We start from the raw sequence: 14,701 nt of genomic DNA, 5'->3' as shown, positions 1-14,701 counted from the left end.
TGGAGACGCTTGGCCGAGGAGTGCCCCTTGGTGATCGTGATGAACGCCGACGACGCGCATGCGATCGCCGACGTTGCCGATCTCCCCGTCACGTTGCGCAGGACTCGGGACCACGGCTTGGAGTGACACCGGACCTTGAAGAAGGCGATCCCGCGACCCACCAGGGCAAGGTGTACAAGCGCCGGGTGCGGCTCATCGAGCAGGCCGCGACAACGTGACCGGCCAGCCAGGTGCTCGGCTTCTCAGTAAGAACCTGGTACCGACTGGACGAAGAAGGCCGAAGAGTCGGCGTCCGGAGACGCGAAGGTGCTGTGTCGCGCGTCCTGGGACGCCGATCCCCGGACCGCCGCGCTCCTTGGCCGGCCGCATCCCGCTGCAGGTCCACAAGCACCCGCGTCCGGACCGGCATCGGCCTGACAGTCAAACGGCACCCCTCGAGACGCCGACCTGTCGCCGCGACCCGTGAGCCGGATGGGGCACCGCTGTGCATTCAGTGAGCTCCGTGCCAGATAACCAACTTGAGGTGTGGACGCAAAACCAGCGGGGGTATAGTCGACAAACGACCACATGGGTCGACAAGACTGTGGGAGGGCGCCGGGGTGGACCACAAGTTCGAGTGGCAGGAGCAGCGGATGACGACGCCGGACGGCGTCTACCGCACACTGCGTGCCGCCATCCTCGATGGGACCGTACCTCCTGGTGGCCAGCTGCGGGAGGCGCACATCGCCGCGGATCTCGGGATCAGCCGGTCCCCGCTGCGCGAGGCGCTGACCAAGCTGGAGGAGGAAGGGCTCGTCGTAAAATTCCCCTACCGTGGGGCGTTCGTCGTAGAGGTGAGCGCTCGCGAGGTCGCCGAGATCGACTCGGTCCGGCTACGTGTCGAACCGTACGCCGCGGAGCTCTCGGCCGAAGCACTGCGCGGTCCTGAGCGGCCGCAGTTGCTGCAAACCGTGGAGGATCTCCGCCGGGCGATGGAGAAGGACGACATCCCGGCCAGCATCGACGCGCACCTTCGATTCCACAGGCTCTTCTACGATCTCTCGGGGCACGGCGTTCTGCAGAGTCTCTGGAACGGCTGGGAGACCAAGCTGCGCCTCCACCTCAGCGTCGATCACCGCACTTACAGCGACGATCCCCATCAATTGGTCGTCGAGCACGAGAGGCTGGCCGCGGTTGCCCTGGAAGGCGACACCGACGCGTTCCGCCAGGAACTTGCTGCCCACTTCCCCATGGGGCTGGGGGCCCAGACGGGAGAGCCAGGGGGACGCGCGCCCCGGCATGCATGAGGCCATGCCGACGTGCGTGAAGTGTCCAAGCCCGCTCGCCGCCGTGACGTTGTAGACCAATGCCCGAAGCAAGCATCAAACTCGCACCGTTCACGCGTTCTTTTAGCGGATCTTGACTGAGGGTTGCCAGCCACCGGCACGGTGGAGCGGGTAGGGAGTGGGCGTTTACGGCTGCGCGGTCAGCTGCGCTGGCGGGTCCGTTCTCAAGGAGAGGGCGGGTCGTGCGGCCTTCTGTCATACGCGCGGCTTCTCCCGCGGAGCAGGTGGCGTCGACTCCCGTGCGCCGATCACCCCGGGAAAACCTTCAGCTGAGTGTCGTCGGCAGGCGTGGATCTCCGGCTCCATGCCGCGTGGGCCGCGTGAGTGCAGGAACCGGTCTGCACAGCGCCGGCTGGTGACGACGTCTCGCCGGGTCCCTCCGTCGATTCAATCTCCCACCCGCGCGCGCACCAGACCGCCGTCTCCCGTCCGGGAAAGGCAACCTCATTCAGCGAAGTGGACGCGAAGCGATACAGCTCGGTGCGACTGGTGCCGTTCAGGCATGTCACCGCCATCACCGGTTCTGCCCCTGGCTTCGGCCCGCTGGGCGAAGCGCCGGAATCCGCAGGTCGGCGGCGGTGGCTCCGTGACCAGGCGGCTCAACTAGCCCCACCGGGGCTCCTCGTGCACCGCCGACTCGGCGAAGATCATCTGGATCCTCGTACCGGAACGCGTAACGCTTGATCCCTACACCACGACGCGGACGCGACCCCCGCTCCCTGGATCTTGCGGTTCCCGGCACGCCGTCGGCCACTGCCCTGAGGACGCTTCACCTCCCTCGGCGCGGCGCTGCGTCCGTCCGTATCGCGGCACGCAGGGTGGTATGCCACACCTGCGATATGGCCAAGACGGCGAACTGACCGCGTGGTGCGCTTGTCGCACCCGCATCACCGGTCGCCGAATGCGCACTGTCCGTACGAGTATGCGTTCTTGGCCTGCCCGGACGCCGCCCTCTGATCGCTGCCGCAGCGTCCGGGCCTCAGCACATGCTCGTCCATGCCGAACCGGATGAGACCGGTGAGCCGGGTCGCGCGTCGACCTTCGCTTCCAGCCGCACGTGGTGTCCGAGGTCGCATCGAGGCTGAGTTTGTATTGACAGTACTCAACAGCCCCTCATATGGTCGACAAACGACAAGGGTGGCGGTTTTAAGCCACCGTGCGGCGTTATGTCGCCACTGTTACTCGAGAGGAGAGCCGAGTACAGATGATCAAGATTCAGACGAAGCGGGTTCTCGTGGACAACTGCGTGGGCATGTGTCCCGTTCCGTCCACGGAGGCGGCGCGATGAGCCGGTCCGTGGCTTCGGCAGCGGACACCGGCTCGGCCTCCGACCGGCTCCAGGCCTTGGGTCTGGCCCTTCCCGAGCTCCGTGAGAACCCGTACTACGTGCACCACCGGAGTGTGGACTCCAGCATCTACATCTCGGGCCAACTGCCTTACCAGGACGGCTGGTTGCTGGGTCAGGGCATTGTCGGCCGGAACGTCGAGCTGGAGACGGCGCGGGAGTTCGCGCGCCATGCCGCGCTCAACTGCCTCGCCGCCGCTGTGCAGGCGGTGGGTGATCTGGAGCGGGTCCGGATCGTGCAGATGTTGGTCTTCGTAGCCAGCACACCGGACTTCGGTGAGCAGTCGCAGGTCGCCAACGCGGCCAGTGAGCTCCTCATCGAGGTGCTGGGTGAGAACGGACGGCACGCGCGCACGGCGATCGGCGTCGCCGGGCTGCCGGTCAACAGCCCGGTCGAGATCCAGATGGTCTGCACCGCGGTGTAGGGCGGGACTGACGGCGGTGTACGCAAGCGCGTGATGTCGCGGGTCGCGCGTGTTCGCAGCAGAGGGGAACCAGCACCCGCGCCCCCTCCCCGATCATTCAGGCACAACCACAAGGAGGGCAGCGTGAACCGGCTGCAACGAGCGCTCGACGCTCTTGTCGAGCGGATCGACACCCCCGCTCCGATCGTCCTGGTCGACGTCATGCAGGGCAACATCGACCGCATTCAGGGCTTCGCCGACCAGCACAACCTCAAGGTCAGGCCGCACGTCAAGACACACAAGTGCGTGGAGATCGGCCGACGCCAGATCGAGGCCGGTGCGGTCGGGATCACCGCGGGCAATGTCGGTGAGGCGGAGGTCTTCGCCGCGGCCGGCTTCGACGACATCTTCCTCGCCTACCCGATCTGGGCCGCGGGATCGAAGAAGCCCCGGATTCGCCGGCTCGCCGAGTCCGCCCGGCTGCGGGTCGGCGTCGACAACGTCGCGGCGATCGAGGCCCTCGCCGACGCGATGGGAGACGAACCGGACCGGCTGCAGGTCGTGGTCGAGGTCGACTGCGGCGCTCGTCGTTCCGGGGCGCCGCCCGAGCTCGCGGGCGACCTCGCGCTCGCCGCCCGCAAGCGCGGTCTGGTGCCGGTGGGCGTCTTCACCTATCCCGGTCACGGCGGCGCCGGCCCCGACGCTCGCCGGCGCGCCGCGCAGGACCAGGAGGCCGCGCTCACCACCGCGGTACGCAGCCTCGAAGGTGTCGGGGTCACCGTAGAGGTGGTCAGCGCCGGCTCCACGCCTACCCTCGAGTTCTCCACGAGCGGCGTGATCACCGAGATCCGTCCCGGCGAGTACGTCTTCGGCGATCTGAACAACGCCCGGCTGGGCTCCTGCACGGAGGACCAGATCGCGCTGTTCGTCGCCGGCACCGTGGTCAGTGACTGGGTCCCCGACCAGGTCATCGTCGATGTGGGCAACAAGGCCCTCAGCAAAGAAGGAAGCCCCGAGATCGGCTACGGCGGCATCGCCGGCACGAAGGCGGTCCTATCCAAGGTCAACGAGTACCACGGGTTCCTCCCGCTGCAGGACGGCGAGTTCCGCCCCAGCGTCGGCACCGTCGTCCCCGTGGTGCCGAACCACGTGTGCCCGGTCGTCCTCGGTTTCGAGGAACTGATCGTCACCGACAGCACGGGCACGTCGCTGGAGCGGTGGCCGGTCGACGCCCGCGGATTCCTCAACTGACCGGTGCCGGGGACAAGAGCCCCTGGCCATGCCCGCAACCCGACCGACCTTGCCCGTAAAGGAGTGCCTGACATGAGACTCAACAAGGTCACGGCCCTGGTGACCGGCGCCAGCAGTGGCATCGGAGAAGCCGTCAGCTCCCACTTCCGCCGCGAGGGCGCGCGACTACTGCTCACCGGCCGCAGGGAGCGACTGGAAAGCGCTGAGCCCGACGACCTGTACGTTGCCGGGGACCTCAACGACGAGGCGTTCGTCGAGCGCCTGGCCAAGCAGGCAGCGGAGTCCTTCGGCACCGTCGACGTCGTCGTCCTCAACCACGGCCTGCAGGCCGTCAGTCCGCTCACCAAGATGGCCTGCGACGACGCGAAGAACGTGCTGGAGAGCAACCTGCTCAGCGCGTTCCTGGTGATGAAGCACTTCGCACCGCTGATGCCCGAGACTGGTGGCTCGTTCGTCTGCGTCAGTTCCCGGCTGGGCATGGTCGGCATGTCCGGGCAGGTCCTGTACTCCGCCGCCAAGGGGGGCCTCATCATGCTCGCCAAGGGCGCAGCGATCGAGTGGGCCCCGCGCAACATCCGCGTCAACGTCGTCGCTCCGGGTCTGACCGCCACTCCGATCATCGAAGCGTCGTTCCAGCGCAGGGCGGACCCCGAGGGCTACCGCCAGGAGCGCGAGAGCCAGATCCCGCTCAACCGCCTCGCCACCCCTGAAGAGGTCGCTGACGCGGTGCTCTTCTTCGCATCGTCGGAGTCGTCGTACGTGACCGGATCAGTCCTCACCGTCGACGGCGGCTACACCGCCTTCTGAAAACTTTGCTGGGCATCACCACCAGCAATGGGGGCTGCACGACCTGTCGTCTGTCTCGCCTTCTGCCTCGGACGACCACCGATTGCGGCATGAACGATCGAACACGCGTCGAGCGCGTCCCCCATTCGCCGCACTCGAACGGTGCCACCCACACTGCGCCCATGCCGAGACCGCATCCGTGCCACCCGGCCACCCCGCACCAGCCGCGACACGTCGCCGGTCTCCGCACACCGACCGGGCCACGCCCACGAGTGCGTGCCAGACGCCGCTAGGCAAGGGCTCATCGATCGTGGCCGCGGCTACCAACTCCTCAAGCTCAAAAGGAAAGACATGTCGCTCCTGAAGGCCATCGACACCCATCCCTCCTTCGCGCCGCGCGAGTCCGGCCCGCTCCCGGAACGCCTGATTTCCGGCAACCCCACTTTCAGGACCTGGGCCCAGGACGTCGCCCGTGGGGAGACGATCCATACGGGCATCTGGGAAGCGACCCCCGGCGAGACCCGCTCGATCAAGGGCGAGACCTTCGAGTTCTGCCACATCCTCTCCGGCGTCGTCGAACTCACACCCGAAGGCGGCGAGCCGGTGTTCTACAAGGCCGGCGACAGCTTCGTCATGAAGCCGGGCTACGTCGGCGTCTGGAAGACCATCGAAACCGTGCGCAAGATCTACGTGACCGTGACGTGACGCCGATGCGGCGCGACCCGATCATCTTCGAGACCTCTCGCGAAGCTACCCGCTGAGCAACGTCGGCGCGGCCGATGGACCGCTCGGCACGTCCCTCAATCGCAGGTTCCACTTCGCCTCACCCCTCACTAGAGCCCTCATGCTGCGGCTCTGGTGAAGACCTCTTCTAGCCGACGTCGCTCCCACGACAAGGTCGTCAGGGATCTCGATCCACGGCGAAGCCGCGCCCAAAGCGGCGATCGGCAAACGCAAGCGGACGGTGCTCTGTCGGCGTTCGCCGCGCTGCACCATCCCCCCCCGCAGCCCGCGAGGTAAAGCCCCCGCACAGCTGGTCCCACGCGTCCCCAAATGAGGAGTATTGCCATGAGTGATGCCCAGATCGGTCGTAGAGCGCTCCTGCGCGGAGCAGGCGGCATCGCCGCCGTCGCCGCTCTTCCCTCCCTCGCCGCCTGCGGCACCGGCACCAGCCGTACCTCGGCCAGCGGTGGTAAGGGCGCCGGCAAGACGGTGGTCGTCCGTGACAGCGGCGGTTCCTACGGCGCGGCCCTGCAGAAGGCGATCTACACGCCGTTCACCCAGGAGACCGGCATCCAGGTCAAGGTTCTGAACCTGGACGACGCCCCGCTGCTGGCGCAGATCAAGCAGGGCCGTCCGCAGTGCGACCTCATCAACAACTCGATGATGTCCCACCTGAAGTATGTGAAGCAGGATGCCCTGGAGGCGCTGGACCTCGACCGGGTCAAGAGCGTGAAGAGCGCGAAGATCCCCGAGGCCCAGATCACCGAGCATGCCATCGGCCACGCCTTCTACGGCCAGTGCATCGCCTACCGCACGGACGCGTTCGGCGGTAAGAAGCCGGAGTCGTGGGCGGACTTCTGGGACACCAAGGCGTTCCAGGGTGCCCGTGCGATGGTCCATCCGGACGGTGACCTGCCGGAGCTGGAGTTCGCGCTGCTGGCCGACGGTGTGCCGATGGACAAGCTGTACCCGCTGGATGTGGACCGCGCCTTCAAGGTGCTGACCCGGCTGCGGTCGAACATCAAGAAGTTCTGGGACAGCGGCCCGCTCCCGGGTGTGCTGCTGAGCCGCGAGGAGGTGACGATGTCGACCGTCTGGGACGGCCGGCTGGCTGATCTTCAGAAGCAGGGTGTTCCTGTGGAGCGGCAGCTGAACGGTATGCGCCGTCAGTTCTCGGGTTATGCCATCGCCAAGGGCGCGGCCAACGTGGACAACGCCTACAAGCTGATGGACTTCTCACTGCGGGCTGAGAGCCAGGCCAACCTGGTCAAATTCTTCCCGTCGAACCCGTCCTCGCCGGTGGCCTACACCAAGCTCTCCGAGGAGGAGCGCAACGCGTCCGCAGGTGCGCCGAAGTACTACGACAAGGGTTTCGACGCGGACATCGACTGGTGGCTGAAGAACGAATCGGCCATCACCAAGCGCTGGCTGGAGTGGGCTCGTGGCTGAATTCGATGTGGTGACACCGTCCGTCGAGGTGGCCGACGCCAAGCCGGCCACCGCGACCGGCAAAGCTCTGTCGGTGGTGGCCCTGCGCAAGACCTACGGGGACGTCGTCGCGGTCGACGAGGCGTCCATGGAGATCGCGGCCGGAGAGTTCGTCACCTTCCTCGGCGCCTCCGGATCGGGCAAGACCACGACCCTGATGATGATCGCCGGTTTCTGCGAACCCGACTCCGGCAGCATCACCGTCGGGGACCGCGACGTCACAAAGCTCGCGCCGCAGAAGCGGGGCCTGGGTTTCGTGTTCCAGCAGTACCTGCTGTTCCCGCACATGACCGTGAGCGAGAACGTCGCCTTCCCGCTCACCCTGCGCGGAGTGCCGAAGGACGAGATCCGCAGGCGGGTCGGGGAGACACTGGAGATCGCCGGTCTGTCCGGGTTCGGCGGCCGCAAGCCGCGTGAGCTGTCCGGCGGCCAGCAGCAGCGTGTGGCCCTGTGCCGGGCGCTGGTATACCGCCCGCCGGTGATCCTCATGGACGAGCCGCTGGGCGCGCTGGACAAGAAGCTCCGCGACCAGCTGCAGGTCGAGATCAAGACCATCCAGCGGGAACTCGGCCTGACCGTCATCTACGTGACGCATGATCAGGAAGAGGCCCTGGTCATGTCGGACCGCATCGCGGTGATGCGCAACGGCCTGATCGAGCAGTTCGACACCCCCCGGGAGCTGTTCGAACGCCCGAGGACTCCGTTCGTGGCGGACTTCCTCGGCGCGGCCAATTTCCTGTCCGGCCGCATCGAGCAGCACACCGACGAGCTCTCCCTGGTCCGCCTCGATGCGTCCGGCGGCCTGATCACGGCACGGCGCCACCAGCTGGCCTCCGGTACCCCGGTCAGGGCCGCCGTTCAGCCGGGCCGGCTGCGGGCCTGCGCCCCCGACGACGGTTTCTGTACCGGCACGGTGGAGACCGCCACCTACGTGGGCACGCTGGTGCGGGCGGGGGTTCGGGTCGACGGCAAGGAGGCGCCGCTGCTGCGCCTGGAGGTCCCGGCCGGCCGGGGCCCTGTCACCGGGGAGCGGATCGGAATCACCGCCGATCCCGAGGACGTCAACCTCTTCCCCACCGAACAGGCAGGGTGAGCCATGGCCGCCACCCTCACTGCGGGGGCCCCCGCCCGTCCGCGCAAGCTCCTGGCCTCGCGCAAGACCCGGGCCGGCATCCTCTACGCGCTGCCGGTCGTCGTCTATCTGCTGGTGCTGTTCGTCTACCCGATCTTCAGCACCCTGCTGCTGAGCCTGAAGGACGCCCACGGATCGTTCACCCTGCACTGGTACGCCGACGCGCTGACCGGGGTCAACCTGTCGGTCCTGTTCACCACGCTGCGGATCTCCGCAGAGACGGCGGTGCTCAGCCTCGTCTTCGGGTTCGTCCTTGCCCAGGCGATCTCCCGGCTCAAGCCCCTGTGGGCGGGACTGGCGATGCTGGTCGTGGTGGTGCCGCACTTCGTCAGCGCGCTGGTGCGTACCTACGGCTGGATCATCCTGCTGGGTGACAAGGGCCTGGTGAACGAGACCCTGACCGCCCTGTCGGTCCCCGGAACGCCGTTCCAGCTGCTCTACAACGAGCTCGGTGTGGTCATCGGTACCACCTCCATGATGCTGCCCTACACCGTGCTGCTGCTGTACGGCGTGATGCGCGGCGTGGACCGCCGCCTGCTGGCGGCCGCGTCCAGCATGGGCGCCGGACGCGTGACCATCTTCCGCCGGATCTACCTGCCGCTGGTCGCCCCCGGCCTGGCCAGCGCCGGACTGCTCAGCTTCATCCTCTCCCTGGGCTACTACATCACCCCCGCCCTGATGGGCGGCCCCAACCAGACGATGATCGCCACCCTCATCAACCAGCAGGTGACGAAGGAAAACCAGTGGAACGGGGCGGCCGCCCAGGGCGTCATCCTGCTGCTGCTCACCTTCGCCGGACTGCTGCTGGTCAAGCTCGTCAGCTCCATCGGCGCCAGCCGCAAGAAGAGGAGCGCGTCATGATGGAACTGCGCAAGACCATCGCCGGGCGGGTCGCTCTCACGGCGGTCGCCACCGTCATCCTGCTGTTCCTGGCCCTGCCGATCGTCGTCATCCTCGTCACCTCCTTCAGCAACAACGCCTTCGCAGCTTTCCCGCCCGAGGCATGGACGCTGAACTGGTACAAGGCACTGTTCGCCGACGGCAGCAAATGGCCCGCCGCGCTCTCCCTGAGCGCTCTGGTCGCAGCCCTGAGCACCGTCTTCTCCCTCATCATCGCTGTGACCGCGGCGACCGCTCTGGTCCGCAGTGAACTCCCGCTGCGCTCGGCGGTCTTCGCCCTGGTCCTCGGGCCGCTGGTCATCCCGCAGATCGTCACCGCACTCGGGCTGTTCCTGCTCTTCGAACCGGCCGCGATGCTGGGCAGCCCCCTCGCCATCGCCCTCGGCCACACGGTGCTGGCCGCGCCGATCGCAGTGCTCATCCTGATCGCGACCCTACGCGGGATCGACGAGCGCCTCGAGGACGCCGCTGCCAGCATGGGCGCCGGCCGCCTCACCATCGCCCGGCGCATCACCTTCCCCCTCGCCGCCCCCGGCATGATCGCCGCCGCGATCTTCTCCTTCATCACCAGCTTCGACGAGTTCTACATCTCCCAGTTCCTCTCCTCGGTCGACACCGTCACCCTGCCGGTCCAGGTCTACAACTCCCTCACCTTCGACATCGACCCCAGCGTCACGGCAGTCAGCGCCATCCTCATCGCCTTTGCCATCCTCGCCCTCGGCCTCGTCGCCCTGGTGCGCTGGCTCGGCTCCGGACGGCAGAACTCCCTTCTCTCCGTCGAGAACACGGTCGGCGTCGCCAATCCCGGAGGCGAAGCCGTATGACCACCCACCGATCGTGCTCTCTCAACACACCATCCTGCGATCAGCGAAAGAGCCACGCGCATGACTGACTCCCTCACCGCTCCCTCAGGGGAGTCGGCAGTCCTGGAATCCGTCCCCCGTGGCTTCCTGGCCCACGACTGGCAACCCGCCACCGGCGGTCGCACCTTCGAGGTGCGCAACCCCGCAACCGAAGAGGTCATAGCAACTGTCGCCGACTGCGGCGCGCAAGACGCGCTGAAAGCGCTGGAAGCTGCGGCCGCGGCCGCCGATCGGTGGGCCTTCACCAGCCCGCGGGACCGGGCGACCGTCCTGCACCGGATCACCGACGCCATGACCGAACACCGCGAGCGGCTGGCCCGGATCATCACCCTGGAGATCGGCAAGACGATCACGGAAGCCCGGGGCGAGGTCGACTACGCCGCGGCCTATTTCCGCTGGTACGCCGAGGAGGCGGTCCGCCAGCACGCGCGCAGCACTCCCTCCCCGGACGGCAGGAGTCACATCGTCACCGTCGCCGAACCGGTCGGGCCCTGCCTGCTGATCACTCCGTGGAACGTGCCGCTGGCCATGGCTGCCCGTAAGGTCGCCGCCGCCCTGGCCGCCGGCTGCACCGCCGTGCTCAAACCGGCCGCGCTGACCCCCTTGTCCTCCCTGGTGCTGGGGGAGCTGGCGCGTGAGGCCGGTGCGCCCGCGGGTGTCCTGACCGTGATCACCAGCAGCGACGCAGCAGCCGTCACCACGGCTCTGCTGGCCGACCCCCGGCTGCGCAAGGTGTCCTTCACCGGGTCCACCCCGGTCGGCAGGCTGCTGCTTCAGCAGAGCGGTGCGCGGGTGCTGCGCACCTCGATGGAGCTTGGCGGCAACGCGCCGTTCCTGGTCTTCGACGACGCCGACCTCGACCTCGCGGTCCGCGAAGCGATGATCGCGAAGATGCGGCTGGGCGGCCAGTCCTGTGTCGGCGCCAACCGGTTCCTGGTCCAGGAGCAAATCGCCGACGCGTTCGCCACTGCGATGGCCGAACGGATGGCCGCCACCCGGGTGGGGCCCCCGGGCCGGGAGGGCACCGAGCTCGGTCCGCTGGCCGACCACCGGGCGGTGGACAAGGTCCGCCACCTCGTCGAGGACGCCGTGGCCCGTGGTGCCGTCGTCATCGGCAAGGCGGACGTCCCTGACGGGCCGGGCCACTACGCCGCCCCGACCGTGCTGGACCACGTCCCCGCCGACGCCGCGATCATGCATGAGGAGGTCTTCGGCCCCGTCGCCGCCATCCACCGGTTCGCCACCGAGGCCGAAGCCATAGCGGTGGCCAACAACACCGAGCACGGCCTCGCGTCGTATGTGATGACGTCCCACATCGACCGCGCCCGCCGGGTCGCCGCCCGTCTGGAGGCCGGAATGGTCGGCATCAACCGCGGCCTGGTCTCGGAGGTCGCGGCACCCTTCGGCGGGGTCAAGCAGTCCGGCCTCGGCCGCGAGGGCGGGCCCGAGGGCCTCCACGAGTACCAGCAGCTCAAGTACCTGTCGATGCCCGGCTTCCACACCTGAGCAAGCCGACACGAGCGCGGGGCTCGCCCACGTGCCGGCCGGGCAACGCAGTGACCGGGATGATGACCCGTTCCGCGACGTCCACCAGCGGCGCGGCCGAATCCGCCCCGGGAGACCACCAGTCTCCGGCGGCGGTCCTGATACCGCCGTTCTGGTCGCCCGGACGGCGCTGTCAAGCAGTTCCCGCCGCTGGTGCCTGGCTCGCAGTGCTTGGTCACCGATGGCAGGGGGCATTCTGCAGAAGCTGGGCAGGTGTCTGGGGCGTCAAGCTGCCACAGCAGCCTGGTGGGGAGCTTCGGTTCCTCCTCACCGGGCTGCCCTCTTGTCGGCGTAGGCACGAACGTGCACAACCACGCCCGGCGTCCAGAGGCTCGACACGCGTTGCGCTGCCGCCTCTGATCCCGGGCAGGGCACATCCTGAGCATGATCAGCAACCAACACGCACCATGCTCCGCAGGAACCCACGGCACCCGCGATCCGCGTGCCGTGGGTGCCGCTATCTCCACCGACTTCATGAAGGAGACGGTCGACCGTGGACGCCATCGACGAGAAGATCATCGCCGAGCTGACCCGCAACGCCCGCATCTCGCACTCCGAGCTGGCCGACAAGGTGCTGCTGTCCCGCAATGCGGTGCGCCAGCGCATCGAACGGCTGGAGCGCCAGGGCCACATCGCCGGATACACCATCGTTCGCGCGGGCGACGAAACCGGCAATGTCGTCTCGGCGCTCGTACTCGTCTACCGCCAGGACCGCATGCGCGGAGGCGACGTCCTGGCCGCGCTCAAACGCATCCCGGAGGTCGTCATCTGCGAGATTCTCAGCGGCGACTTCGACATCATGGTGCGCCTGGAGGCGGCCTCGCTGGAACGCGTACGAGTCATCTGGGAGGACATCGCCCAGATGCCCGGCGTTCGGGACACGGTCACCGCGCTCACCCTGTCCAGCGTCGTCAACCGCCCGAGAGGAGGGCGGAGTTCTACGGCACAGGGGTGAGCAGCGCCGTTGCCTCTTCCCTGGCCGGCAGCCCGCGCTGGACCACGAGGTCCACCACGTCCGCCCCAGTGACCAGGGCCACCTCTGTCGCGGTCCATGCGGCCGATGGCAGGCTCAGCTGCCCACGGCCTCTTGCTGACAGTGATCGTCTCTGCTGCGGAGGTCCGGTGCCCTCCCGCGCTGGGATACGAGCCGCTTGCCGCCGCGAGGGCGCGCGATCCGCAACCCTGCCCGCGCGGACGCCTCGGCGTCGAACTCACGCTCAGAACACTGTGGACCTGAACCGGGTGCGGCGTTCGGCCGCGAGGACGTCGGCGTGTTGGGCGACCGGCCGGCGGGCCTGCCCGGTCTCGCAGGCCAGCAGCAGTGCCAGGGTCCACTCGTCGCGCAGGTCGATCGGCGGTAGAACCTGCGGTCGGCAGGCAGGCCGCATGTGCGGCCGAAGGCGTTGGGCCAGGGGACCGTGGGCCTACCGCGAAGCTGGGTTGCAGTTCCCAATGACGTGGCCGTTCGCGGGTACGCCGCCGACCCTCGCCGCATGGGCGGAAGCCGGCTCGCGGGTCAGATGGAGCAAGGATGAGCCAGGTCACGCCATAGCGGAGCCATCCGGGCGCGGACGGCGTTACCTCGTGCACAGCGATCCGGTGCTCCCGCTGCGCCTGGCCAGCCCGGTGCTGGCCATCCTCTCCGCCAAGGCGTACGCGGAGGACGGCACCGCCAGCCCGGTCGGCACCGGAACCGGCCCCTTCGAGGTCACGAAGCTCACCGGCAAGTCCAAGGCCACGCTCGACCGTTACGACGGCTACTGGGGCGGCAAGGCCAAGGCGCCTGGCGTCGACGTCACCTGGATCGCCGACGGCACCGCCCGCGCGGGAGCCCTGCGCGGCGGCGACGTCGACATTGTCGAGTGGATCCCCACCTCCCAGGCGAAGCTGCTGGAGCGAACACCCGTCACGAAGTTCCCTCCGTACGGACCGACAGTCTCATCATCAACACCGGCAGCGGCATCTTCACCGACCCCGCGCTGCGCGCGGCGGCCCGCGAGGCCGTGGACGGCTCCGCGCTCGTCGACTCGATCTTCAGCGGGTACGCCGACCCCGGGAAGGGCCTGTTCGGACCCGCCGTGTCCTGGGCGGCTGACAAGCGTGTCGAGGTCACCGGCCGTGCCAAGGCCGCGACCACCGCACAGGTCCGGTCCAGGACGAAGGGCAAGGTCCTGCGTCTGGCCGCCTTCACCAACCGCGCGGAGCTGCCCGAGGCCGCCTCCGTGCTGCAGCAGCAGCTGGAGCAGGCCGGGTTCACCGTGAAGCAGGACGTACGGGAGTACACACAGATGGAGGCAGACCTCCTCGCCGGCAAGTACGACGCGCTCGTCTTCTCCCGGGTGGTGCTCCTCGACACCGGCGACGCGGTCGCCTACCTGGCGAGCGACTACAAGAGCGACGGCGTGTACAACATCGCCCGTCTGAAGGACGCCAAGGTGGACCAGGCCATCAAGTCCGCCGCAGAGGAGGGCGACGTGACAAAGCGGCAGCAGAAGATCATGGCCGCCGAGGCGCAGATACTGCGCACCGACGCCGTCGTACCGCTGGTCCACGAGAGGGTCGTCCAGGGCATCGCCACCGACGTCGAGGGTGTGCTCCTCGACCCGCGCTAGCGCTCCCTGATCGACGTGGACACCCACCTGAAGTAGCGGCCGATGAGCGTCATGTCGGCCGGTACCGAGGCGCGCCCGTCCCGGTGGCGCGCGGGCCTCGGTCGCCTCACCGCCGGGGTCGCGCTGCCGACGGCGGTGGCCCTGCTGCCCTGGCTGGCCGGCAACGACCCCGCGCTGTCCTACGGGCCCGTTCCGCCAGCCAGGATCCGACTCCGGAGGGGCCGGCTCCCGTTCGGGAGCAACTGGAGCTGACGAGGAGCCGTTCGGGCATCTCGCGCAGTGGCTGGGCGGGTTGCCACAGGGCGACGCGGGCACGTCCTGGGTGTC

General features: G+C 68.2%; 12 protein-coding genes and 1 pseudogene. All 13 read left to right on the top strand.

Annotated features, from left to right (window positions below):
* Window positions 1–599: 599 nt before the first annotated feature.
* The 13 genes and pseudogenes from ABFX81_RS41580 (at window position 600) to ABFX81_RS41515 (ending at window position 14,626) form a co-directional block, all read left to right on the top strand.
* Window positions 600–1,286 carry an FCD domain-containing protein gene (locus tag ABFX81_RS41580; RefSeq protein ID WP_086851963.1) on the top strand — a complete coding sequence of 229 codons (687 nt, stop codon included), beginning with the start codon at window positions 600–602 and terminating at the stop codon, window positions 1,284–1,286.
* 1,335 nt (window positions 1,287–2,621) lie between these two features.
* Window positions 2,622–3,095 (top strand): RidA family protein, encoded by a 474-nt coding sequence (locus ABFX81_RS41575; RefSeq protein ID WP_346139666.1) that lies wholly within the window; start codon window positions 2,622–2,624, stop codon window positions 3,093–3,095.
* Window positions 3,096–3,218: 123 nt separating this feature from the next.
* A complete protein-coding gene (locus ABFX81_RS41570) occupies window positions 3,219–4,325 on the top strand; it encodes an alanine racemase (RefSeq protein ID WP_086851961.1) in 1,107 nt (368 codons plus the stop codon).
* Between the two features lie 72 nt (window positions 4,326–4,397).
* Window positions 4,398–5,132, top strand: coding sequence for an SDR family oxidoreductase (locus ABFX81_RS41565; protein WP_086851960.1), 735 nt, complete (start codon window positions 4,398–4,400; stop codon window positions 5,130–5,132).
* Between the two features lie 330 nt (window positions 5,133–5,462).
* A complete protein-coding gene (locus ABFX81_RS41560; RefSeq protein ID WP_086851959.1) occupies window positions 5,463–5,816 on the top strand; it encodes a cupin domain-containing protein in 354 nt (117 codons plus the stop codon).
* Between the two features lie 363 nt (window positions 5,817–6,179).
* Window positions 6,180–7,283, top strand: a complete 1,104-nt coding sequence (locus ABFX81_RS41555; RefSeq protein WP_086851958.1) for an extracellular solute-binding protein — start codon at window positions 6,180–6,182, stop codon at window positions 7,281–7,283.
* The gene (locus tag ABFX81_RS41550) at window positions 7,276–8,415 is read left to right on the top strand and encodes an ATP-binding cassette domain-containing protein (RefSeq protein WP_086851957.1); all 1,140 of its coding nucleotides are present in this window, start codon (window positions 7,276–7,278) and stop codon (window positions 8,413–8,415) included. Before ABFX81_RS41555 ends, ABFX81_RS41550 begins: the two co-directional genes overlap by 8 nt.
* A gap of 3 nt (window positions 8,416–8,418) precedes the next feature.
* Window positions 8,419–9,315 carry an ABC transporter permease gene (locus ABFX81_RS41545; RefSeq protein ID WP_346139665.1) on the top strand — a complete coding sequence of 299 codons (897 nt, stop codon included), beginning with the start codon at window positions 8,419–8,421 and terminating at the stop codon, window positions 9,313–9,315.
* Entirely contained in the window at window positions 9,312–10,178 is an 867-nt protein-coding gene (locus tag ABFX81_RS41540; RefSeq protein ID WP_086841495.1) for an ABC transporter permease subunit, read from the top strand. The genes ABFX81_RS41545 and ABFX81_RS41540 overlap by 4 nt, the downstream gene beginning before the upstream one ends.
* A gap of 60 nt (window positions 10,179–10,238) precedes the next feature.
* Window positions 10,239–11,723 carry an aldehyde dehydrogenase family protein gene (locus ABFX81_RS41535; protein WP_086841497.1) on the top strand — a complete coding sequence of 495 codons (1,485 nt, stop codon included), beginning with the start codon at window positions 10,239–10,241 and terminating at the stop codon, window positions 11,721–11,723.
* Between the two features lie 532 nt (window positions 11,724–12,255).
* Window positions 12,256–12,717 carry an AsnC family transcriptional regulator gene (locus tag ABFX81_RS41530; protein WP_086841499.1) on the top strand — a complete coding sequence of 154 codons (462 nt, stop codon included), beginning with the start codon at window positions 12,256–12,258 and terminating at the stop codon, window positions 12,715–12,717.
* 431 nt (window positions 12,718–13,148) lie between these two features.
* Window positions 13,149–14,374 (top strand): annotated as a pseudogene (locus tag ABFX81_RS42355) (ABC transporter substrate-binding protein).
* Between the two features lie 42 nt (window positions 14,375–14,416).
* Window positions 14,417–14,626, top strand: a complete 210-nt coding sequence (locus ABFX81_RS41515) for a hypothetical protein (protein WP_346139663.1) — start codon at window positions 14,417–14,419, stop codon at window positions 14,624–14,626.
* Window positions 14,627–14,701: the final 75 nt, after the last annotated feature.

It is taken from the genome of Streptomyces coeruleofuscus (assembly GCF_039532725.1).
In the GTDB taxonomy this organism is placed as follows: Bacteria; Actinomycetota; Actinomycetes; order Streptomycetales; family Streptomycetaceae; genus Streptomyces; species Streptomyces coeruleofuscus.
This window is presented reverse-complemented; position numbering and strand designations above follow the sequence as displayed.